At 34.1% G+C, this 24,289-nt stretch carries 20 protein-coding genes and 1 rRNA gene; 11 read left to right on the top strand and 10 right to left on the bottom strand.

Going from position 1 to position 24,289, the window contains the following annotated elements; all coding sequences use genetic code 11:
- The 9 genes from J2S19_RS21265 to dnaA form a co-directional block, all read right to left on the bottom strand.
- Positions 1-77: ribosomal RNA gene (locus J2S19_RS21265) — 16S ribosomal RNA — on the bottom strand; the annotation flags it as partial.
- A 263-nt stretch (positions 78-340) separates the two neighbouring features.
- On the bottom strand, positions 341-1,426 hold the full coding sequence (locus J2S19_RS21260) for an HD-GYP domain-containing protein (protein WP_307346178.1): 1,086 nt from the start codon (positions 1,424-1,426) through the stop codon (positions 341-343).
- A 374-nt stretch (positions 1,427-1,800) separates the two neighbouring features.
- Positions 1,801-4,329: a DNA gyrase subunit A gene (gene gyrA, locus J2S19_RS21255; RefSeq protein WP_307346176.1), complete on the bottom strand. Its 2,529-nt coding sequence runs from the start codon at positions 4,327-4,329 to the stop codon at positions 1,801-1,803.
- A 368-nt stretch (positions 4,330-4,697) separates the two neighbouring features.
- Complete coding sequence (gyrB, locus tag J2S19_RS21250) at positions 4,698-6,623, bottom strand: DNA topoisomerase (ATP-hydrolyzing) subunit B (protein ID WP_307346173.1); 1,926 nt, start codon at positions 6,621-6,623, stop codon at positions 4,698-4,700.
- 50 nt (positions 6,624-6,673) lie between these two features.
- Positions 6,674-6,919, bottom strand: coding sequence for an extracellular matrix regulator RemB (gene remB / locus J2S19_RS21245; protein WP_307346170.1), 246 nt, complete (start codon positions 6,917-6,919; stop codon positions 6,674-6,676).
- A gap of 10 nt (positions 6,920-6,929) precedes the next feature.
- Positions 6,930-8,048: a DNA replication/repair protein RecF gene (gene recF, locus J2S19_RS21240; RefSeq protein ID WP_307346167.1), complete on the bottom strand. Its 1,119-nt coding sequence runs from the start codon at positions 8,046-8,048 to the stop codon at positions 6,930-6,932.
- Between the two features lie 16 nt (positions 8,049-8,064).
- The gene (yaaA, locus tag J2S19_RS21235) at positions 8,065-8,280 is read right to left on the bottom strand and encodes a S4 domain-containing protein YaaA (protein ID WP_307346164.1); all 216 of its coding nucleotides are present in this window, start codon (positions 8,278-8,280) and stop codon (positions 8,065-8,067) included.
- Positions 8,281-8,652: 372 nt separating this feature from the next.
- Entirely contained in the window at positions 8,653-9,789 is a 1,137-nt protein-coding gene (gene dnaN / locus J2S19_RS21230; RefSeq protein ID WP_307346161.1) for a DNA polymerase III subunit beta, read from the bottom strand.
- A gap of 207 nt (positions 9,790-9,996) precedes the next feature.
- The gene (gene dnaA, locus J2S19_RS21225; RefSeq protein WP_307346160.1) at positions 9,997-11,349 is read right to left on the bottom strand and encodes a chromosomal replication initiator protein DnaA; all 1,353 of its coding nucleotides are present in this window, start codon (positions 11,347-11,349) and stop codon (positions 9,997-9,999) included.
- 546 nt (positions 11,350-11,895) lie between these two features.
- Here dnaA and rpmH point away from each other — a divergent pair.
- From rpmH to J2S19_RS21170, 11 genes are all read left to right on the top strand, one after another.
- Positions 11,896-12,030 carry a 50S ribosomal protein L34 gene (gene rpmH / locus J2S19_RS21220; RefSeq protein WP_307346158.1) on the top strand — a complete coding sequence of 45 codons (135 nt, stop codon included), beginning with the start codon at positions 11,896-11,898 and terminating at the stop codon, positions 12,028-12,030.
- 349 nt (positions 12,031-12,379) lie between these two features.
- Positions 12,380-12,727, top strand: coding sequence for a ribonuclease P protein component (gene rnpA, locus J2S19_RS21215; RefSeq protein ID WP_307346156.1), 348 nt, complete (start codon positions 12,380-12,382; stop codon positions 12,725-12,727).
- A 111-nt stretch (positions 12,728-12,838) separates the two neighbouring features.
- On the top strand, positions 12,839-13,633 hold the full coding sequence (gene spoIIIJ / locus J2S19_RS21210) for a YidC family membrane integrase SpoIIIJ (protein ID WP_370875189.1): 795 nt from the start codon (positions 12,839-12,841) through the stop codon (positions 13,631-13,633).
- Positions 13,630-14,265: an RNA-binding cell elongation regulator Jag/EloR gene (gene jag / locus J2S19_RS21205; protein WP_307346150.1), complete on the top strand. Its 636-nt coding sequence runs from the start codon at positions 13,630-13,632 to the stop codon at positions 14,263-14,265. Before spoIIIJ ends, jag begins: the two co-directional genes overlap by 4 nt.
- A gap of 321 nt (positions 14,266-14,586) precedes the next feature.
- Complete coding sequence (gene mnmE, locus J2S19_RS21200; protein WP_307346147.1) at positions 14,587-15,972, top strand: tRNA uridine-5-carboxymethylaminomethyl(34) synthesis GTPase MnmE; 1,386 nt, start codon at positions 14,587-14,589, stop codon at positions 15,970-15,972.
- Positions 15,973-16,205: 233 nt separating this feature from the next.
- Positions 16,206-18,095: a tRNA uridine-5-carboxymethylaminomethyl(34) synthesis enzyme MnmG gene (mnmG, locus tag J2S19_RS21195; protein ID WP_307346145.1), complete on the top strand. Its 1,890-nt coding sequence runs from the start codon at positions 16,206-16,208 to the stop codon at positions 18,093-18,095.
- A gap of 17 nt (positions 18,096-18,112) precedes the next feature.
- Positions 18,113-18,829, top strand: coding sequence for a 16S rRNA (guanine(527)-N(7))-methyltransferase RsmG (rsmG, locus tag J2S19_RS21190; RefSeq protein ID WP_307346142.1), 717 nt, complete (start codon positions 18,113-18,115; stop codon positions 18,827-18,829).
- 104 nt (positions 18,830-18,933) lie between these two features.
- Entirely contained in the window at positions 18,934-19,815 is an 882-nt protein-coding gene (gene noc, locus J2S19_RS21185; protein ID WP_307346140.1) for a nucleoid occlusion protein, read from the top strand.
- Positions 19,816-20,554: 739 nt separating this feature from the next.
- The gene (locus tag J2S19_RS21180) at positions 20,555-21,316 is read left to right on the top strand and encodes a ParA family protein (protein WP_307346138.1); all 762 of its coding nucleotides are present in this window, start codon (positions 20,555-20,557) and stop codon (positions 21,314-21,316) included.
- On the top strand, positions 21,309-22,166 hold the full coding sequence (locus J2S19_RS21175) for a ParB/RepB/Spo0J family partition protein (protein WP_307346135.1): 858 nt from the start codon (positions 21,309-21,311) through the stop codon (positions 22,164-22,166). Before J2S19_RS21180 ends, J2S19_RS21175 begins: the two co-directional genes overlap by 8 nt.
- Positions 22,167-22,739: 573 nt before the next feature.
- Complete coding sequence (locus tag J2S19_RS21170) at positions 22,740-23,441, top strand: DUF554 domain-containing protein (RefSeq protein WP_307346132.1); 702 nt, start codon at positions 22,740-22,742, stop codon at positions 23,439-23,441.
- A gap of 197 nt (positions 23,442-23,638) precedes the next feature.
- On the opposite strand, the gene yyaC is transcribed toward J2S19_RS21170, so the two are convergent.
- Positions 23,639-24,268, bottom strand: a complete 630-nt coding sequence (yyaC, locus tag J2S19_RS21165; RefSeq protein ID WP_307346128.1) for a spore protease YyaC — start codon at positions 24,266-24,268, stop codon at positions 23,639-23,641.
- Between the last annotated feature and the right edge of the window lie 21 nt (positions 24,269-24,289).

Raw genomic sequence — 24,289 nt, 5'->3', positions numbered from 1 at the left:
CCTCAGATTCGCTCGACTTGCATGTATTAGGCACGCCGCCAGCGTTCGTCCTGAGCCAGGATCAAACTCTCCAATAAAGTGTTTGATTGCTCAATAGTTTTTTGTACATATAAATGTACGATTGTGTTAATAAAAATTTAACGTTGGCACGCTTGGTTTTGTTTAGTTTTCAAAGAACTTAATTACTTCGCCAATAAAAGCGACTCAATTATAATATCATATATCAATTGTTTCCGTCAACTGTTTTTTTATTTTTCCTTACATATTTGCTCTGTTCAGCTGACTTTTAGAATTATATCAATTTTAATTATATACGTCAACAGTTACAGAGCAGTATCTTTCATATTAATTCTTCAATAAATAAATCACTATTATCCTTTAGTGCAATTATGTTATTACTATCAATAATTTTAACTAATGGTCTAGTAGGGTGCTGTTCATCTACAAACACAATTTCTGCTTTCGAGCCATCAGATAACAAAATCTTTGTGCCCGAAGAAAACGTTAATAATAATCTTTTTAATTCATTTACAATACGTATATCAAATTTACCGAAGTCATCCTGCATGATTTGTTCCAACACTTTAAATGGAGATTGTTTACTACGATAAGGTCTTATAGATACCATGGCCTGATACGTATCTGCTAAAGCTACAATCTTACTAAATGGATGTAACTGTTCTCCTTTTATTCCTAATGGGTAACCACTGCCGTCAATTCTTTCATGATGTTGTAGGACACCTATTTTTACCCCTTCTTTTATTGACATTATATTTTTCAGTAGCTGATAACTCTGGATTGGATGCTGTCTTACATCTTTATATTCCTTTTCAGTCAATGTTACACTTTTTGACAAATAATTAACATCTATCTTAGCCATACCACTATCACAAAGTAGTCCTGTTAATGCAATTTGCCTGATATCCCCTTGTTTATAGCCTAAATTTTTTGCTAATACAGTACTTAATAATGAAACCGATACGGAATGATGAAATAGATAATCTTCTATATTTGCGTAATGATAAAGTTTAAAAACCTCATCCCTCTTCTCGAGTAATACCCGATCGACCAAAGGTAGAATTATCTTTCTGACTCTAGAAATATCTATCGATGCACCAGATTGCCAACTAATATATAAGTTTTTATAATTTTTAACCGTCTCCATATATAAATTAACGAATTCTACTTGGTCGACACTTTTCTCTTCTGTTAAATTTACAGAGGAATTCTCATTCGTTAATTTCTCAATCCCTATACTGTTTACACCTTCTAAAATATCAACTTCCTTGATAAGGAAAGCATTCAATACCTCTATTGTATAATCAGTAATAGTTGTATTTTTAAGTATTAATGGTTTGTTAGATGCTGATACTACATCATTCAATAATACATTACCTTCTACTAAACGATTTACTTGGACTTTCAAAACCTTCGCCCCCCTTCATAACATTATACCGATTTATAGGTCCAATTGTCTATTTTTCATCATTTTTTAAGAAAATATATATAAGCATTGATAGAAATCCCCGAATCAACTGAGTATTTACTCACACAACTTTAGCACTATATATATGTAATGTGTAAAAGCGCTAGTCTTATTACTAATTGTATTCTAAGGTACTTCTTATAAAAGTTATTCTCAAATAGAGCTAAATCTCATCATATATACTACCAAGAAAACAAATGATCCCAATCTTCTCTCTAAACCAATTATCGTAGCAAAGTTGTAGTTTATTTTTATCATTATTTATCATTTCCGGACATAAAAAAACTATTGAGGATATCCTCAATAGCCTTTTTTTATTCTTCTACTTCCTCTTCTGATTGTTCTGGAAGTGATTCATTTACTTCTTCTGTTTGTTGTGATGGTGATTCACTTACTTCTTCTTCTGAGCTATCGTCTTCCTTCTCTACTAATGCTACTGTAGAGACCAATACATTTTCATCTAGACGAATCAATTTAACACCTTGTGTATTTCTTCCCATAGTTGAAATAGTCTCAACGCCCATTCTGATAACAACACCACTTGCTGTAATAAGCATTAAATCCTCTTCACCTGTTGCAGCCTTCACTGAAACAACTGTACCGTTTTTCTCTGTAATGTTACATGTTTTTAATCCTTTACCGCCCCGACTTTGAATTCTATATTCCCCAGAAGGTGTACGTTTTCCATAACCGTTACTTGTAACAATAAGAACATCTACATCTTCTTCAAGAATTTCCATTCCGACAACTTCATCATCTTCATCAAGTGTAATACCTTTTACCCCTGTTGCTGTTCTACCCATTGAACGTACATCAGTTTCAGGGAAACGTATGAGCATACCATTTTTCGTTCCAATAATGATATCCTTTGAACCATCTGTAAGTTTCACTGAAATAAGTTCATCTGCTTCACGGAGATTCACTGCAATCAGTCCGTTATTTCGTATATGAGCAAATTGCGATAATGGTGAGCGTTTTGATATCCCCTCTTTAGTTGTAAAGAACAAGAACCAATCATCAACAAATTCCGAAACAGGGATAATCGCATTAACCCATTCATCCTTTTCGACACTTAAAAGATTGATAATCGGAAGTCCTTTTGCAGTTCTACTATACTCCGGTATCTCATAACCTTTTGCTCTATATACCTTGCCTTTATTCGTAAAGAATAGAAGTGTATCATGCGTCGATGTCGTTAAGAGATGTTCAACAAAGTCATCTTCATTAGTTCCCATCCCTTGTATACCTCTACCGCCACGTTTCTGGCTACGATAAGTAGACACAGGAAGTCGTTTAATATAGCCATTATGAGTAAGTGTTATAACAATATTCTCTACTGGTATTAAATCTTCATCCTCAATACTTTCAAGGCCACCTGCAACAATTTCAGTACGTCTTTCATCGTTAAAGCGTTCTTTGATTTCAAGTAATTCTTCTCGGATAATTTCTAATACTTTCTCTTCATCAGCAAGTATCGCCTTTAATTCTGCAATTAATTGTACGAGGCCTTGATACTCCTCTTCAATTTTTTCTCTTTCCAAGCCAGTTAATCTTTGCAGCCTCATATCTAATATAGCCTGGGCCTGCTTTTCACTTAAAGAAAACTGCTCAATTAATCCATTTTTAGCTATTTCAGTCGTTTGTGAGTTTCTGATAAGTGAAATGACTGCATCCAGGTGGTCTAGAGCAATTCTTAATCCCTCTAAAATATGTGCTCTAGCTTCTGCTTTCCTTAATTCAAAAGCTGTTCTTCTTTTAATAACAACCTTTTGATGTTCTAAATAGTGATATAGCATTTGTTTAATATTTAGAACTTTCGGATGACCATCTACTAATGCTAACATATTAAATCCAAAACTAGTTTGTAAGGCTGTTTGCTTATAAAGGTTGTTCAATAAGACGTTTGCATTTGCATCTTTTCTAACTTCAATAACAATCCTCATACCTTCACGGTCAGATTCGTCTCTTAAGTCTGTAATTCCATCTATCTTTTTATCACGCACAAGTTCTGCAATCTTTTCAACTAATTTAGCTTTATTCACTTGATACGGGATTTCTTTAACAATAATAACTTGTTTTCCGGATGCCTTTTCTTCAATCTCTACCTTCGCACGTAAAGTAATAGATCCTCTACCTGTTTCATATGCCTTACGAATACCGCTTCGCCCTATAATTTGTCCGGCAGTAGGGAAATCTGGACCTGGTATCAATTCCATTAATTCAGGTATTGTAATATCTGGTTCTTTACTTAAAGCTAAGACACCATCAATGACTTCACCAAGTTGATGTGGCGGAATATTTGTCGCCATACCAACCGCAATTCCTGTAGCTCCATTAACGAGCAAATTAGGAAATCTCGCAGGCAATACAGCAGGTTCCCTTTCTGAACCATCATAGTTATCTTGATAATCTATCGTATCTTTATTAATATCACGGACTAACTCCATTGATATTTTAGACATTCTCGCTTCTGTGTAACGCATCGCTGCTGCAGAGTCACCGTCGACTGATCCAAAGTTCCCATGACCGTCGACTAGCATGTAGCGAAAATTAAAATCTTGGGCCATACGTACCATTGTTTCATAAACAGCTGAATCACCATGAGGGTGGTACTTACCAATTACTTCACCAACAATACGTGCTGACTTTTTAAATGCCTTTTCTGATGTCATCCCTAAATCATTCATTGCATAAAGGATTCGGCGATGTACTGGCTTTAAACCATCACGGACATCAGGTAATGCACGGGATACAATAACACTCATTGCGTATCCTAAAAACGACTCACGCATTTCACTACTAATATTTCTCTCAATAACATGTGATTTTTCATTTTCCGACATACTAAGATAACCTCCCTTTGTCAATACACAATCTCAAATTGGGAGTTGTATACTTTTAATCTATGCTCAGTACACTATACTTTTAATACACTAGCTTGCGTGGTGCCAAACTAAAAAGTTAGAATCCTTTACTTCAAAGATAAGTTATAGCTGAGTCTAAATTGAAAGTCTTTCATACCCAATTCATTTGAAATGCACGAGTGTTCAATCCATTTATAACAGTAATAGGAAGAGGTAACCGTACAATTTTTACTATCTATCTTCATTATATCAATAACATATAAACAATACACATTCATTTCTTGATATTTCACAACTATATTTATTAATTTAAAAGAAAAAACCTCACCGTAAAATGAGGCGTTTTCTTATATATCTAAATCTTTAACGTATTGAGCATTTTCTTCAATAAAATGACGTCGCGGTTCTACTTTATCACCCATCAATGTATCGAATATTTCATCAGCATCAATTGCATCCTCTAATGTCACTTGAAGTAAAGTTCTAGTTTCAGGAGCCATTGTTGTTTCCCAAAGTTGACCAGGGTTCATCTCTCCTAATCCTTTATATCTTTGTATACCCGGCTTTGGTTGAGCCGGCAATTCAGCTAAATAAGTCTCAAGTTGAGCCTCATTATACGCATATTCAACACGCTTGCCTTGCTGAATTTTATAAAGAGGTGGTTGCGCAATATATATATAGCCCGCTTCAACGATTTTCCGCATATATCGGTAGAAGAATGTTAAAAGTAATGTACGAATATGTGCACCATCCACATCAGCATCGGTCATAATGACAATTTTATGATATCGTGCCTTCCCAAGATCAAAATCCTCACCAATTCCAGTTCCTAATGCTGTTATGATTGACCTAATTTCATTATTAGAAAGGATTCTGTCTAGTCTTGCCTTTTCTACATTTAAGATTTTACCTCTTAACGGTAGAATCGCTTGGAAATGTCTATCTCTTCCTTGTTTTGCAGAACCTCCGGCAGAATCTCCCTCTACAATGTATAATTCACTAATTACAGGGTCTCTAGATGAGCAATCTGCTAGTTTCCCAGGTAGATTAGAAATTTCCAATGCACTCTTTCTTCTCGTCAATTCACGCGCTTTTTTAGCTGCTAATCTAGCTCTTGAGGCCATTAGTCCTTTTTCAACTATTTTCTTCGCTGTTGAAGGGTTCTCTAATAAAAATTTATCAAATGCCTCAGAGAATATAGAATCCGTTACCGCACGTACCTCTGAATTACCTAGCTTAGTTTTCGTCTGACCTTCAAACTGGGGATCCGGGTGTTTTATTGATATGATTGCTGTTATACCTTCACGTACATCTTCACCTGAAAGATTATCATCATTTTCTTTAAATATTTTACTCTTTCTAGCGTAGTCATTAATAACACGAGTTAAAGCTGTTTTGAAGCCAGACTCATGAGTTCCACCTTCATATGTGTGAATATTATTTGCAAATGAATAGATATTACTTGTATAACTATCGTTGTATTGAATAGCTACTTCAGCTGTTATACCATCCTTTGCCCCTTCAATATAAACTGGTTCTTCATGAATAACTTCACGCGTGCGATTTAAATGCTCAACGTATGATTTAATTCCACCTTCATAATGGAACTCATCACGGCGTTTATTCTCGCGTTTATCCTCGATAATGATTTTTAGCCCGCGGTTTAAGAAAGCCAATTCTCTAATACGTGTAGATAAAATCTCATAATCGTACACAACAGTTTCGGTAAAAATTTCAGGATCAGGTTTAAAGTTAGTAATTGTACCAGTTACATCAGTTTCACCAATTACCTCTAAATCACCGGCAGGAACACCTCTATTAAACCTCTGGAAATGAATCTTTCCTTCTCGATGAACAGTAACAGTTAATTCTGTTGATAAGGCATTTACAACTGATGCCCCTACACCGTGAAGACCACCAGATACTTTGTATCCTCCGCCACCAAATTTACCACCAGCATGGAGAACAGTCATAATGACCTCAACTGCAGGGCGTCCCATCTTCTCATGAATTCCAACAGGTATACCACGGCCATTATCTTTAACTGTTATACTGTTATCATCTTCAATCGTTACTACTATTTCACTACAATACCCAGCTAATGCCTCGTCAATACTATTATCAACAATCTCCCAAACAAGATGATGGAGCCCTTTACCACTAGTAGAACCTATATACATACCCGGACGTTTCCGAACAGCTTCTAAGCCTTCTAATACTTGTATCTGGCTTTCATCATATGATTGTTGGACTTGATTTTCCTCAATTGCCATAATATACGTTCACCTACACTTTTCTTAAAGCTTATAAAAGCTATATTCAATCAATCTATATCAAAAGCATTTTGTGCTCGTTTTTTTAATGTATTTGAAGATAAAGGGGAAAAATAAATCTTATCAGTTGTTACAATAACTGATTTTGCTTTACTATTTGAAAGTTGAACAACTTTGTTTTTTTGCTCTGATAGAAATTCTGATACAATTGATGATGCTTCGGAGGAATGACGATCTAAAATCATGACAACCTCTTTAGATGGGACAACATAATTGTCACCAAGATGAATATACAAGTGAATCACCTCATTTACTCAATGAAAGATGGCCAGCATCGACATTAAATGTCGCAGCCTCTTTTAATGTTTGATGATCAATTCCTTCAACACTAGTGGTTGTAACAAAGGTCTGAACTTTTCCTTGAATAGTATTCAAAAGATGAGATTGCCTGTAATCATCTAATTCAGATAAAACATCATCAAGCAAAAGAATAGGATATTCCCCAATTTCACTATGAATTAAATCAATTTCAGCTAATTTTAGAGATAACGCCGTTGTTCTTTGTTGACCTTGAGAACCATAGGTTTGAACATCATGGTTATTTACATAAAATAAAAGATCGTCACGATGAGGCCCTGCAAGTGTGGTTCCTCGTTCAATTTCTTTATCCTTTATATTAGCAAATTTTTCCTCATATACTTCTATCATCTTTGTCAAATCATGATCTTCTGATACGTCAACAGAAGGTTTATATTTTATGGAAAGAGTTTCTAAACCTCTACTGATTCCTGAATGAATCGGTTTAGCCCACTTTTGTAGCTCTTCTATGAAGTGCAATCTCCTATGGATGATTTTAGCTGCTGCTTCACTTAACTGAGCTGTTAATACATCTAGCATGGTCTTATCGGATTGTTTCTTCATTTGCAGCATTTTTAAATAATGATTTCTTTGCTGCATAATTTTTTGATAACGGCTCAAATCATGCAAATAAACAGCAGAAACTTGGCCAATTTCCATATCTATAAATCTTCTTCTAACTTGAGGGCTACCTTTAACTAAATTTAAATCCTCAGGTGCAAACATAATAACATTCATTGCACCAATATACTGACTCAGACGTTCCTGTTCAATAAAGTTCAGCTTTGCCTTTTTTCCCTTTTTTGCAATGACTAATTGCAAAGAGGTTGAACGGTTATGTTTTTTAATACTACCTTCTATTTTAGCATATTCTTTATCCCAACGAATCAATTCTTTATCATTTGACGTCCTGTGAGACTTTGCCATTGCCAAGACATATATAGATTCCATTACATTTGTTTTACCTTGAGCATTTTCTCCAAGAATAACATTCACTTTGTTTTCAAATTGGATAGATAGTTCTTCATAGTTTCGATAATTTTTTAACATTAACTCATTAATATACAAAATTTGTACACCAACTTTATTTTTTCACGATATACGTGCCAAAATCAGGGATATAAATGGTATCACCATCTCTTAACTTTCTACCACGACGATTTTCCGGCTCATTATTTACAAATATTTCATATTCATCTAAAAACCACTTTGCCATACCACCTGATTGTATTACATCTGATAGTTTTAAAAATTGGCCTAAAGTAATATATTCAGTTTCTATTTTTACTGGTTTCGCCATGATCTATCATCCTTTTTATGAAGTCACTAACTATTAATAATACTAAACTTTCTAGAAAAAGTACAATTTACATAAGTAAACTCAGATATCAAGTAGAGTGTCCATCTCAAAAGGACAAATTATTACAAAAGTTGTGAAGCTTTTAAAAGGAATCGTTCTTCAAAAAGAACATCATAAAATTAGTTATAGCTGCATTTTTCACCATTACTTTATATTTTGGAATGAGGAAAAGGAGACTCTTAACTGATAGTCTCCTTTTCAACTCATATATTAGTGTCTACTTTATCATTTTTTGACAAGAAAGAAGGGAAGGGGGCTTCTTGGTATTGTATCCGAGTCTGATTACTAACTAACCTCAATAACAAGTCAAAATTAATAAGTTCTAACCGGTAGAATTAGTTGAAGCATTGAATCATCTGTTGTTGTTTGGATGACAAATGGCCTCATTGCACCTGTAAAGTTTATATTAATTTCTGTCCCATCTAGTGCTTTTAATGCATCCATGACATATTTCGCACTAAATGAAATTTTTAAATCCTCACCTGATATGTTAGCTGTTTGGATTTCTTCACTTACTTTACCTATTTCTGGGGAATTAGATGAAATTTCCACCGTTTCGCCTGGTAGTGTCGAAAGCTTAACAACATTATTCCGAGCCTCCTTTGCCAACAATGAGGCACGATCAATTGCTTGTAAGAAATCTTTAGAGTTAACTGTTAAATTTGTTTTACTTTCAGATGGAATCAGTCTTGATGTATCAGGATAATTCCCATCGAGTAAGCGAGAGAAAAAGAGTAAATTTTTCGCTTTAAATAATACTTGATTTTCAGTAATGATAATCTCGATTAACTCATCTGTATCATCTAAGATTTTGCTTAGTTCATTTAAACTTTTACCCGGAATAACTACATTATGCTCCGTTTGTACTGCTTGTTGTATAGGTGCTTTTCTTAATGCAAGACGATGACTGTCTGTTGCAATACAGATTAATACATTTTCTTCAACCTTCCAATTTACTCCTGTAAGTATAGGTCTGGTTTCAGAGGTAGATACTGCAAAGACAGTTTGTCTTATCATTGCCTTTAATAAATCAGTTGGTAGTTTTATTACATGTTCTTCCTCAATTTGAGGTAAGAGTGGGTATTCATCTGCATCTAATCCAATTAAATTGAACTCTGCTTTTCCTGACTTGATTATTGTAGCTTGGTGATTACTTACTTCAATTTCAACAATATCCATAGGTAGTTTTTTTACAATTTCACTAAAAAATCTTGCTTGTAACACAATACTGCCTGATTCAACTATTTCTACATTTTCACTTCCGTCTTCTTCGATAGGTATGAAAGACTCAATAGAAATATCTGAGTCACTACCAGTTAACGTCACACCTTCAGTATTTGCAACTATTTTTATACCTGTCAAAATTGGAATCGTTGTTCTAGATGAGACAGCTTTCATTACATCCTGAACACTTTGAACTAACTTGTCTCGATGAATAATGAATTTCATGAAATATCCTCCTAATAGATTTATTAGTTATATATTTATTATTTAAAAATATAATAGAAGTACTAGTAGGCCCTGTGGAAATGTGGATAACTAGTAAAAACGAATAGAAACACAGCCTATCCACATGTGGACAGACTGTGTATATAGCAAGAGATGTTATTCACATTATTCAAGTCGAATTAATAGATTAAAAGATTTACTTTCGAATTAATTTCCCTTTAATAAACCAGTAATTTCTTTTAACTGTCTTTGCAATTGTTCATCTGTTTGTAATAATTTTGAGATTTTTTCATGAGCATGAATAACTGTTGTATGGTCACGACCACCAAATTCTTCCCCGATTTTAGGTAGTGATGAATCTGTCAGCTCTCTTGATAAATACATGGCAATCTGCCTAGGGAAGGCAACTGATTTTGTCCGTTTTTTTGCTTTAAAGTCTTCTAGCTTCACTTGATATTCTTGCCCAACAATGCGTTGGATATCACTAATTGAGATAATTTTCGGCTTCGAATTAGGTATGATATCTTTAAGTGCCTCTGCTGCTAAATCTGCATTTATATCTTTGTTTATTAATGATGAATAGGCAACTACTCGAATTAATGCCCCTTCAAGTTCTCGAATATTCGAATCGATTTGATTTGCGATATAAAGCATTACTTCATTTGGTATATCCAAGCCTTCAGCTTTAGCCTTTTTCCGAAGAATTGCTATTCTCGTTTCTAAATCAGGCGGTGTAATATCTGTAATTAACCCCCATTCAAAACGTGAACGCAGACGGTCCTCTAGTGTCGGTATCTCTTTAGGAGGCCGGTCACTAGAAATAACAATCTGCTTACTTTCCTCATGTAATGTATTAAAAGTATGGAAAAATTCTTCTTGAGTTGATTCTTTTCCAGCAAGAAACTGAATATCATCAATTAATAGAACGTCTACACTGCGATACTTATTTCGAAAATCGACAGCCTTATTGTCACGAATTGAGTTAATAAATTCATTTGTGAATTTTTCAGAAGAGAGATAAACCACTTTTGCAGAAGGATTATGGTTAATAACATAATGACCAATTGCGTGCATTAAATGGGTTTTCCCTAGACCAACGCCCCCATAAATGAACAACGGGTTATATGCTTTCGCTGGAGCCTCTGCTACTGCTAATGAGGCGGCATGTGCAAATCGGTTTCCTGAACCAATTACAAAAGTATCAAACGTATACTTTGGGTTAAGCATACTTTGTGGTAATTCAATTTGTTCTTCTTCACTTTGATTGATTTGCTTAATAGGAGGATTGGGAATAAAATCATTATCCTTTTGATTTTGGGGAATAATGACTTTTACCGCAAATTCTTCTCCAGTCAGTTGATATACTGTATCAGAGATTAAGTGTAAGTACCTTGATTCCAACCAATCTCGAGCAAACTCATTAGGAGCTATAATTGTGAGAGTATCGCCTTTTATGCTGTGTGCTTTTGTAGATTTTAACCATGTTTCAAAGCTTGGCTTACTAATTTTCTTTTCGATTATATCTAGAGCCTTGCTCCAAAGTTCGGAAATATTCTCCATGAAGTGTAATGTCCCTCCTTTACCAAAGTGCCCTGATTGCTTGTATAACCTTTTGTACAAGGTTTGTATCTCCATGTATAAACATTCATTTAATGGAAAATGTGCACAAATATATAATATAGTAGAAAACCATCTTTTCGACAAAAACTCGCATTTGTGGACAACTATTTACACAAGGTGTTTATAACTTTTCCACAACTTATACACAGATTGTGGATAACAAAAATACATAGATTAGATATTAAGAGTGAAAACACAAATATAATATCAAAATAAAGCTATAGTTGCAATGGTTTTTGAAAACTTATCCACATAACTAATCAATTGTTAAAAAGATTTGTCCACATAGTGATAATTTGTGAAAAACCTGTCGATAAATAATGTGGACAACCAAAACCATGTCGAAAAACTATCCACAATGTCATAAATGGCTGCATTATATATTTTTTTCATACTAAATACGATGAATGGTTGACAATCTATTGTATAGGTCACTATAATTAATAAGACTGTCTGTAACTGTATTCCTCAGGGAGGTGTCAATAAATGAAACGTACTTATCAACCAAATAAACGTAAACATAGTAAAGTTCATGGTTTTCGTAGCCGTATGAGCACAGCTAATGGACGTAAAGTTCTTGCTCGTCGTCGTCGTCGAGGAAGAAAAGTATTATCAGCATAGGCCACTGAAAAATCAGTGGTCTTTTTTTGCAAGCATAGAAGATTACATTTTTTCAGTGAATGCCCCTGAGCTAAATTTAACTGCAATAAACTGAGTGGAATGTAATAAGAAAATGAGGCGCAAGTGAACTAGAAAGGTGATAGTTATATCTTTAATTCACTTGCGTTTTGTACCTACAACAGTGTATGCGATACAGCCATATTGTAGTTTGAATTCGATAACTTATTACATTATGTAGTAACAACAACATAATAATTTGATAGAAAGATAAGTTGTTTAAATTACATATCAATTAGTCATAATGAAGGTTAGATAAGCACATTAGGCAGACGTACCGGAGTGAAAATAGATGAAAAAGAAGTACCGAATAAAAAAGAACAAGGACTTTCAGAGTGTCTTCAAAAGGGGAAAATCAATAGCAAATCGGCAATTTGTTATTTATATATTAGAGAAACCAGAACAATCTCAGTTTCGAATAGGATTATCTGTTAGTAAAAAAATAGGAAATGCTGTCACAAGAAACCGTGTAAAACGATTGATTCGTCAAGTGTTCCTCGAAGAAAAAGAACGTATATTAGGCAGAAGAGAATATATCATTATTGCAAGAAAGCCTGCTGCGGATATGAATTATTATGAAGTGAAAAGTAGTTTACAACATTTATTTCGTAAAGGTAGTTTATATCGCTCAAAGAAATAGAGAAATTCTAATGAAAAAATAGAGATTAATGAGGAAATTTCGAATAATAATGTTAATATATTTATTATGTGACACTTTTTCTCTGTTATAACGTATAAATTGTATCTATAAATGATTAGGAGGAAAAAAGGTTTGAAGAGGCGTATACTTTTCATTGTAGGGTTAATTGGTATTTTAACTCTATTATCAGGCTGTACAGAAGTGAATGTACCGATAACATCTGAAAGTGAAGGATTTTGGAATTCGTATATTGTTTACCCATTATCACAAGTTATTACATACTTTGCAGAAATAACAGGCGATAATTATGGAATTTCCATTGTACTAGTTACATTAATTATTCGTTTAGCCATTTTACCATTAATGATTAAACAAATGAAAAGCTCAAAGGCAATGCAAGCTATTCAACCGGAAATGCAAAAGTTAAAGGAAAAATATAGCTCAAAAGACCAACAAACACAACAGAAGCTTCAACAAGAAACAATGGCATTATTTCAGAAGCATGGTGTAAATCCATTAGCTGGCTGTTTCCCACTTATCGTGCAAATGCCAATATTAATTGGATTTTATCATGCAATCATGAGAACAGAGGAAATTGCACAACATAATTTCCTATGGTTTGACTTAGGTGAAAGAGACCCATACTTTATACTTCCGCTTATTGCAGGTTTAACAACATTTATTCAACAAAAAATGATGATGGCTGGAAATGCAAACCAGAATCCTCAAATGGCAATGATGCTTTGGATTATGCCTATTATGATTATTGTTTTTGCAATTAGTTTCCCAGCTGCTTTATCTCTTTATTGGGTAGTTGGTAACTTATTTATGATTGCTCAAACTTATTTTATAAAAGGTCCAGAAATAAAAGGCGCAAGCGCAAAAGATGGAGGAAATAAGAAGTGAAAGAGATAACTGCTAAAGGACTTACCGTCAATGAGGCAGTAACAGATGCGTTAAAATCACTAAATGTAACAGAAGATGATGTTGTAGTTGAGGTTATAGACGAAGGAAAAAAAGGCATCCTTGGTATTTTTGGGAAGAAGCCTGCTCAAGTTCTCGTAAAAGTGAAGGAAAAAGATCCAATTCAGGAAGCATCATTGTTTTTAACAAATGTTGTTAAAAAAATGGGGATTAATGCTCGTTTATCAGTAAAACAACGTGATAAAACAGTCACATTCCATCTGACTGGGGAGAAAATTGCAGTATTGATCGGAAAAAGAGGACAAACCTTAAATTCTTTACAGTTTCTAACCCAACTAGTGGCAAATCGCTATTCAAAACAGTATATTCAAATTATTGTAGATGCTGAAAATTACCGAGATAGAAGAAAAGAAACATTAAAGCAACTTGGTCTTAGAGTAGCGAATCAAGTTATAAGAACATCAAAGAAGGTTTCTTTAGAACCAATGCCTTCTAACGAACGTAAAATCATTCACGCTATACTAGCGGGAAATAAAAATGTTAAAACATATTCAATAGGTGAAGAACCTCATCGATATTTGGTTGTCACCCCAAATGAAAAAAGTCCACTCTAATACAGAGTGGATTTTTTTTGCAATTTTCTAGTTTTATAAACCTTTAAAAAACAAAAAAATATTTACATTAAGTTATATAAGTCCCCGTATAGAATCCCACAAGAAAGATTAATGCTGAATAAAAATAAATGCTTGGTTAGATATATTGTTATTAACATGTGGATAAGTTAAAATATAAAAAGGTACGTCGTGATGAAATATAGTTGTGGATAACTATTAAATATATTACTTTTAAATGACGAAAAAATATGCTATCTTAAAATTTTCCTCTAGAAGAGGTAAATAAGTACTATATATGAGGTATGAGAGGTGATCATAGTAATGGATTTAGATACTATAGCAGCGATATCGACTCCTTTAGGCGAAGGAGCTATTGCAATTGTTAGGTTGAGCGGAGAAGGAGCAATTGCTATCGCGGATAAATTATATAAATCACCTTCTGGAAAAAGACTTAATGAGGTCGAATCCCATACAATTCACTACGGTCATATCGTAGACCCCTCAACAGATGAAGTAGTTGAAGAAGTAATGATTTCATTGATGAGAGGACCAAGAACATTTACTAGAGAAGATGTTATTGAAATAAATTGTCATGGTGGATTAGTAACAGTTAATCGAGTGTTACAATTAACCGTTAAATATGGTGCTCGTTTAGCAGAACCGGGTGAGTTTACAAAAAGGGCTTTTTTAAACGGGAGAATTGATTTATCTCAGGCAGAAGCGGTTATGGATTTAATTCGTGCCAAGACTGACCGAGCAATGAATGTAGCTTTAGGCCAGATGGATGGTAGATTGTCAAAATTAGTTAAGAGGCTAAGACAAGAGATATTAGAGACATTAGCACATGTCGAAGTGAATATTGATTATCCGGAATATGATGATGTGGAAGAAATGACACATCAAATGCTTATAGAAAAGGCTACAATTGTAAAAAATGAAATAAATAAATTGTTGCAAACATCTCAACAGGGAAAGATACTTCGTGAAGGGTTATCAACGGTAATAATCGGAAGACCAAATGTAGGGAAATCATCTCTACTAAACAGCCTAGTTCATGAAAATAAAGCAATTGTAACAGATATACCGGGTACAACTAGAGATGTCATTGAGGAATATGTAAATGTACGTGGGGTTCCACTTCGCTTAGTAGATACTGCTGGCATACGCGAAACGGAAGACATTGTTGAAAGAATTGGAGTAGAAAAGTCTCGAAAAGTATTGAAGGAAGCAGATTTAATTTTACTCGTATTAAATTATCACGAAGAATTAACGCTTGAAGATATACAACTTATAGAAGTTGTTAAAGGTATGGATACAATATTTATTGTAAATAAAACGGACCTTTCAAGAAAAATCGACCTTGAAAAAATAGAACAATTGGCTGAAGATAGGCCCATTGTGACAACTTCACTACTTGAAGAGAAGGGTATCGATGAGTTAGAAGAGGCAATCGGCTCATTATTTTTTGAAGGGAATGTTCAAAGTAGTGATTTGACATATGTATCAAATTCTCGACATATTGCTCTATTAACTGCTGCTAACCAATCGATAAGTGATGCATTAGATGGGATAGAAGCAGGTATCCCGATAGATATTGTTCAAATAGATTTAACACGTTGTTGGGAACAACTTGGAGAAATAATTGGAGATTCAGTACATGAAAGCTTAATTGATCAATTATTTTCTCAATTTTGTCTTGGAAAATAAACTTTTACAAATAACAATATTGATTTCGTTTCAAGAAGTGAAGAGTAAAATGATTAGGAGGAGCTAGTGGTCTTTTGCTAAAGCTATGAGGCAAACTGCAAGAGAAGGCCAATCCTAAACCTAAACGATAACTCACTAAAAAGCACCAAAGTTTACGAAAATAGCCTGTATAAAATAGGAATTAGTTCTTTAAGTGACGATACATTTATTACTGGAGAAAAGGAGGGTATTTTATGTCGTATCATGCTGGAGATTATGATGTAATCGTTGTAGGCGCTGGGCATGCCGGTTGTGAATCAGGACTGGCAGCAGCTAGAATCGGTGCAAAAACATTAATGATTACGATCAATCTTGATATGGTAGCATTCATGCCATGTAATCCTTCAATTGGAGGACCCGCTAAAGGGATTGTCGTTCGAGAAATAGATGCACTAGGTGGAGAAATGGGGAAAAATATTGATAAAACCCATATCCAAATGAGGATGTTGAATACTGGAAAAGGTCCCGCTGTTCGTGCATTAAGGGCACAGGCTGACAAATTTGCCTATCAACATGAAATGAAGAAAACATTAGAAAACCAAGAAAACCTTACATTGATTCAAGGTATGGTTGACCATATGATTATTGAAGATGGTGTTTGTAAAGGTGTCGTTACACAAACTGGTGCTGAGTACTATGCAAAATCAGTGATATTAACAACTGGAACATTTCTAAGGGGAGAAATTATCTTAGGCGAATTGAAATATTCTAGTGGACCAAATAATCAGCAGCCTTCCATAAAACTATCTGAGCATCTAGAGGAGATAGGATTTGATTTAGTCCGATTTAAAACAGGGACACCTCCACGTGTAAATAGTCGTTCGATTGATTACAGTAAAACAGAAATACAACCAGGCGACGAAGTACCACGTGCATTTTCATATGAGACAACAAAGTATATAACAGATCAATTACCTTGTTGGTTAACGTACACGAGTACTGAAACACATCAAATAATTGATAATAATTTGCATCGTTCTCCAATGTACTCAGGGATGATTAAAGGGACAGGACCTCGATACTGTCCATCAATAGAAGATAAAGTAGTTCGATTCAATGATAAACCGCGTCATCAAATATTTTTAGAGCCTGAAGGAAGAAATACTCATGAAGTATATGTACAAGGGTTATCGACTAGTTTACCTGAGGATGTTCAACAACAAATGATTAGAACAGTACCAGGTCTTGAAAATGCACAAATGATGAGAGCTGGATATGCTATCGAATATGATGCTATAGTACCAACTCAATTATGGCCTACATTAGAAACTAAGAAAGTAGAATCACTCTTTACTGCTGGTCAAATTAATGGGACATCAGGATATGAAGAAGCAGCAGGTCAAGGTATTATAGCTGGAATCAATGCTGCACAAAAAGCATTAGGAAAAGAGCCACTTATTTTAAGTCGTTCTGAGGCTTACATTGGTGTCTTAATAGACGACTTAGTAACGAAAGGAACGAATGAACCATATCGTTTACTAACATCTCGTGCTGAATACAGATTATTGCTTCGCCATGATAATGCAGATTTACGTTTAACAGATATCGGTAAAAGAATTGGATTAATCTCAGATGAACGTTATGAAAAATTCATATTAAAAAAACAGTCAGTTGAGTTAGAAAAACAAAGACTAGAGTCTGTTATTATCAAACCGAATCAAGTAACACAAAACTTAATTGCTTCAGCAGGGGGCAGTGAGTTAAAAGATGGAATAAGAGCGGCTGACTTACTGAAACGACCAGAAATGACATATGAGCATATAAGTCAATTAGTACCTTCTGATAAAAATATTGATCCAGATGTAGCAGAACAAGTAGAAATACAAATAAAATATGAAGGTTACATTGAAAAATCATTACAGCAAGTGGAAAAGTTGAAAAAAATGGAGAATAAGAAGATTCCAGAAAATATTGATTATGATGCTATAAGTGGATTAGCAAATGAAGCACGTCAAAAGTTAAAACAAGTGAGACCACTATCTGTTGCACAAGCATCGAGAATTTCAGGCGTAAATCCTGCAGATGTATCAATTCTACTTGTCTATTTAGAGCAAGGGAAGATCTCAAGAGTATCAAATCAATAAATAGAAAGGTTTTGAATATGGATAAAGAACTATTTCAAAAAAGTCTTGCTGAAAAGGGTATTATTTTATCTGAAAAACAGATGGAACAATTTAATATATATTTTCAATTGCTTGTAGAATGGAATGAAAAAATGAACCTGACCTCTATAACAGAAGAAGGTGAAGTTTATTTAAAACATTTTTACGATTCTGTCTCTGCAGCATTTTACTTTGACTTTTCAAAACCTCTTTCTATTTGTGATGTCGGGGCAGGTGCGGGATTTCCTAGTATTCCTTTAAATATTTGTTTCCCGCATCTACATATCTCAATAGTTGATTCATTGCAAAAAAGAATTACTTTTCTTGAGCATTTAACTAATAGATTAGGACTAGAAAATGTCTCCTTATTTCATGATCGTGCGGAAACATTTGGGCAAAACAAATCACACAGGGAGTCTTTCGATATCGTGACTGCTAGAGCGGTTGCTAGACTATCTGTATTAAGTGAGCTATGCTTACCACTTGTTAAACAAAATGGTACATTTATAGCAATGAAAGCTGCTGCAGCACAAGAAGAATTAAATGCTGGAGAAAAGGCAATAAAAGTTTTAGGTGGCAAAGTAAGAGAAATACATCCATTTGAACTTCCTTTAGATAATGGAGACAGAACAATATTAATCATTGACAAAGAAAAGGCGACACCGAAAAAATATCCTAGAAAACCAGGTACACCAAATAAGCTTCCAATTGAGTAAATGTTTCATGTGAAACATTTACTAGATATTTTGGTGTAAAGCAGGAAATAATCTATGAAAAAGAGAATATTACTATTGGTAGTTTTTAAAGGTGGTGTAGGGTCATGAAGCATCCGTTTTCTCGCTTTTTTAGTTTAGGAGAAAAAGAAGCAGAACCAGTCGTTGTTAGTGAAGTAGAAACTGAAATAGATACAGAAATTGTTGAAGAAGAGCAGTATAAAGAAGAGGTAAAACATATAGATATTAAAGATATCGTACCGAATCGTTTTCAACCGCGTACTGTATTTTCTAATGAAAAAATAGAGGAATTAGCATTAACGATACGAACCCATGGTATAATCCAACCAATTGTTGTTCGTCTCATTGATGATAAATATGAAATTATTGCTGGTGAACGACGCTTCCGTGCAGTGCAAACATTAGGTTGGGACCAGATTCCTGCCATTATAAAAGACTTTAATGATACTGAAACAGCAAGTGTTGCGTTGATTGAAAATATTCAACGGGAAGAATTATCCTCAATTGAAGAAGCTTATGCTTATGCTAAGTTACTAGAGTTGCATAATCTAACACAAGAGGCTTTAGCACAAAGGCTAGGTAAAGGGCAATCAACAATTGCAAACAAGTTGCGCTTATTAAAGCTTCCTCAAGAAGTACAAGAAGCACTATTGAAAAAGGTTATTTCAGAACGACATGCACGTGCATTAATTCCTCTTAAAGATGTAAATATGCAAATTACATTGTTAGAGGAAATTATAGAAAGACAGCTTAATGTAAAACAAACCGAAGAGCGTGTTGTAAGATTACTAGAGAAGAATATAGTAAAGCCTAAGCCAAAACGCAAAGCATTTAGCAGAGATACAAGAATTGCAATGAATACTATTAGACAATCGTTATCGATGGTTGCAGATAGTGGTGTGAAGCTGAATACCGAAGAGGAAGAATTTGAAGAATATATACAATTAACTATAAAGATTCCTAAGTAAATGTACTATAAATTATAGTACCAATATAGATTTAGCATTGCCTATAATGTTATTTATAATATATAACTTCTTAGTCATTTTCATGAATAGGGAAAGCTATATAATAGACTTATAGTTCCTATTCGAACGTTTGTGAGTGGAGGCATGAGGTCAAATGCAGTATTGCCTATAGCTGAAATCACTACGGTGTAATAATAGAGAGAGTAACCATTACAATTAGTTTTAAGGATAATGAAATCAATCAATTTTGATTACAGATATGTATTCTCATAACCAGTATTCTTTATTGTGATTGACCAAGGCATCAATGGATAGAACTAGAACTAATATTATAACTAATAGATTATTATTATAAGGTCTACCAAATTGGAGGCCTTTTTCTGTATGTTCAGCTATGTTGATGATTGTTTGTGAGTATAAAACTACTGTTTTAGTAACGACAGGTTTATATTTATTCTTATCACGGAATGCTTTAAAGTTCACATAATAAACGTTATGAAATTAATCTTAGCACTTCATTTCATAAATAATATTGTCAATATCATTTATGAACTCTTAATATAAATGATAGATAGTTAGATAGATTTAATAAAAAATTTAAACCTTTCCGCTTTATTCATGATAAAATAGTAAAATGATATCCTAATAGTTTACTCTTATTACCAATCAAGTATACTAGTTTATATCATTTGAAATATCATAATTTAACGATCATATATTAATGAAAGCAGGTGACATCGTGGGGAAAATCATTGCCATTGCTAACCAAAAGGGTGGAGTTGGCAAAACAACGACTTCTGTTAATTTAGGTGCTTGCCTCGCATACATCGGTAATCGAGTACTTCTTGTCGATGTTGACCCACAAGGAAATGCTACAAGTGGCATTGGAATTGAAAAAGCTGAGGTTGACCATTGTATCTACGATATTTTAGTAGATGATATAGATGTAAAAGAAGTCATTAAACCAACAGCTGTTGAAAAATTAGATATCATTCCTGCAACAATTCAATTAGCAGGTGCAGAAATTGAACTTGTTCCAACTATTTCCAGAGAGGTTCGTTTAAAGCGTGCTCTAGAATCTGTTAAACATCAGTATGATTATATGATAATTGATTGTCCACCATCTTTAGGACTTCTGACAATTAATGCATTAACTGCCTCTGACGCTGTTCTAATACCAGTACAATGTGAATATTACGCGCTAGAAGGACTTAGTCAATTATTAAATACAGTACGTCTTGTACAAAAGCATTTAAATACAGACTTAATGATAGAAGGTGTACTTCTTACAATGCTTGATGCAAGAACAAATTTAGGACTTCAAGTGATTGAAGAAGTGAAAAAATATTTCCAAGATAAGGTATATCAGACGATAATCCCACGAAATATTCGTTTGAGTGAAGCGCCGAGTCATGGTCAGCCGATAATTATCTATGATCCAAGATCTAGAGGAGCGGAAGTTTACTTAGATTTGGCAAAGGAAGTGGTTGTAAATGGCTAGAGGTCTTGGTAAGGGGATTAATGGTAAAGGATTACAAGCATTATTTCCTGATATTGAAGAAGAAAAAATTGAAGAAATAAAAGTAAAGGACATTCGTCCAAATCCTTATCAACCACGTAAAACATTTGACGAAGATTCTATTTCCGAGTTAAAAGAGTCCATTATTAATCATGGGATTTTACAACCAATTGTCGTTCGTAAGAGTATAAAGGGTTATGAAATTGTTGTTGGAGAACGCCGTTTCCGTGCAGCAAAGGAAGCAAATCTTAACTCAGTACCAGCTGTTGTTAGAGAATTAACAGAGCAACAAATGATGGAGTTAGCACTATTAGAAAACTTACAACGCGAAGACTTAACACCAATTGAGGAAGCACAGGCATATCAAGTATTAATGGAGAAGTTAAATTTTACGCAAGAAGCTTTAGCAAAAAGGTTAGGGAAAAGCAGACCACATATTGCAAACCACGTAAGATTATTATCTCTTCCAGCAAACATACAACAATTAATTTCAGATGGAAAACTTTCAATGGGTCATGGCCGTACATTACTAGGACTAAAAAATAAAGAAAAGTTAACCCCACTTGTTGACCGAATTATTCGTGAGCAATTAAATGTAAGACAAGTTGAATTATTAGTTCAACAAATAAATGAAAATGTTTCACGTGAAACAAAGAAAAAGGTCCCTGATAAGGATGTATTTATTAAGGAAAGAGAATCATTTTTAAGGGAGTATTTTGGTACGTCTGTAACTATAAAGAAACAGAAGAAGAAGGGGAAAATCGAAATTGAATTTTTCTCACAGGATGATTTAGACCGCATATTAGAGTTGTTACATCAAGAGTCATCTTAAAATTGAAGGAATCTATTCATGGTGAAGTGTACTGGCTCAAAGGAGTCAGTTTTTTCTTTTGGCTGTTTTCGTAAACATTGTTGCTTTTAACTGAGTTGTCGTTTAGGGTTTGTCTCCGCTACAGTACTCGCTTTCCGCGGGGTGGGTGGTGAGCCTCCTCAGCGTAAACGCCTGCGGGGTCTCACCTCTCCCACGCATCCCGCAGGAGTCTCGCACTTCCGCTCCAACAAACCCTTAAAAAGGTTAGTGCAAAAAGCCACAATCTTTTTAGAAAAGAGCCTTTCTTTTTGTTAAAAATTCCCCACTTTAGACTAGTTAATAATTATAATGATTTGTTACTTTGATGAACTTATAAAATTACTATTTAAGCATAATAGCAACTAGAGTGTGATATATCCATGTAATAACCAACTGATAAGTTAGATTTTTTTAGCGGATAGCCAGAGAAATGAAGGCTAACAATAATATAGGCAGGTAATACTAATTTGCCAGTCATATAAATCATTTTAATCATAATCAATTATTTTCAAACGATTAATACAGCATGTGTATATATATTAAAGGGTGAAGAATATGGTATTAACTGGAACTGTTGTTAATGCATTAACTATAGTATTTGGAACTCTCATTGGTTTATTACTACGAAAGATACCAGATGAGATGAAGCAAACAATTATGGTAGCAATTGGTTTGGCAGTTGTTGTTTTAGGAATTGATATGGCCCTTCAAAGTAGTGACTTTTTTTTAGTCATTGTCAGTCTAGTAATTGGAACAGTTATAGGCGAATGGCTAAAAATTGAGAAAAGACTACATCAAATTGGTTCCTTGCTTGAGCGAAAAGTCGGTAAAAAGCAAGGAGGCGATATTGCAACTGGTTTCGTATCAGCTACACTTATTTTTGCAGTTGGGGCTATGGCAATAGTTGGAGCATTGGACAGTGGATTGAGATTAGACCATTCAGTATTATTAACTAAATCAATGATTGATGGATTTACAAGTATTGTTTTAGCAAGCACTCTAGGGTTAGGGGTGATTTTTTCTGCTGTACCTGTCTTTCTTTATCAAGGGGGTATAGCAATTTTTGCAAATGTGATTCATCAATATTTATCTAGTAACTTATTAGAAGTACTGATTAGTGAACTGACTGCAACTGGAGGGGTTATTATCTTTGCAATCGGGATTAACATGTTGAAAATCAAAGAAATTCGAGTTGCAAATTTCTTACCAAGCTTAGTTGTCATCACGATTATTATTATATTTAAACAATACGTTTAAATGATTCACATATACACTAATTAGTGTTTATTAGGAAGATAGAAATGGGTAACTTTGGTTTGTGTGTCTCTTGTGAAATAATCGCCTTGAAAATGCAACAGTCTTCTCTATGAGGGAGGAAATTAGCATAGAGGAATCTTTGTTATTTAATAAAGCCCCTATATAACATTGCCCTATAAATGTATATAGGGGTTTTCCTAATTTATTGCAGAATCATGGTCTTTATTTGATAAGAAACTTCTTCGAATTGAAAGCCTTTTACTTAAATATTGTCTTTCGGCACTGATAATCCCAGAGGCAATACTTTCAGCCATACTCATTACTAAATGAAGACGAGTATTTTGCAATACGAAAAACTCCATAAAGCCACTTACATTAACAATCCCAGTTAAATGCATATCTCCAACCTCTGGTAACTCTTTGTTAACACCTGCCCCTGGTTTTAATGGTCCTTTAGCGACTTGAATATACCCAACACTTTTGAGCCGACCTAGACAAGCATCAATTGCAATAATATAAGGGTTATGATGCTTTTCTTTTATAAAGGTTAACGTATCGACAAGATTAACTGCATGGACAGGATTTTCTAACGTACCGTAAACATGGAAGTGTTCTAATTGATCTTTTAATTTAAAGCCGACTAAAGGTCCTAGACTATCACCAGTAGAACGGTCTGTACCTATACAAACAATTACAATAGGTTTGATAAATAATTTTGGTAAGTGTTTAGAAATTAAAGTAGATATTTCATCTATTGCACAACTATCTTCATGGAATATTCGGTCATCTTTCGTATCTGTCTGAAAAAGTCCTGATTTAAGATTCATAGATTTCACTCCCACATCATA

The sequence above is a fragment of the Metabacillus malikii genome (assembly GCF_030813355.1).
GTDB classification, from domain to species: Bacteria; Bacillota; Bacilli; order Bacillales; family Bacillaceae; genus Metabacillus; species Metabacillus malikii.
Note: the sequence above shows the minus strand (reverse complement) of the source record. Positions and strands in the feature narration are given on the sequence as shown.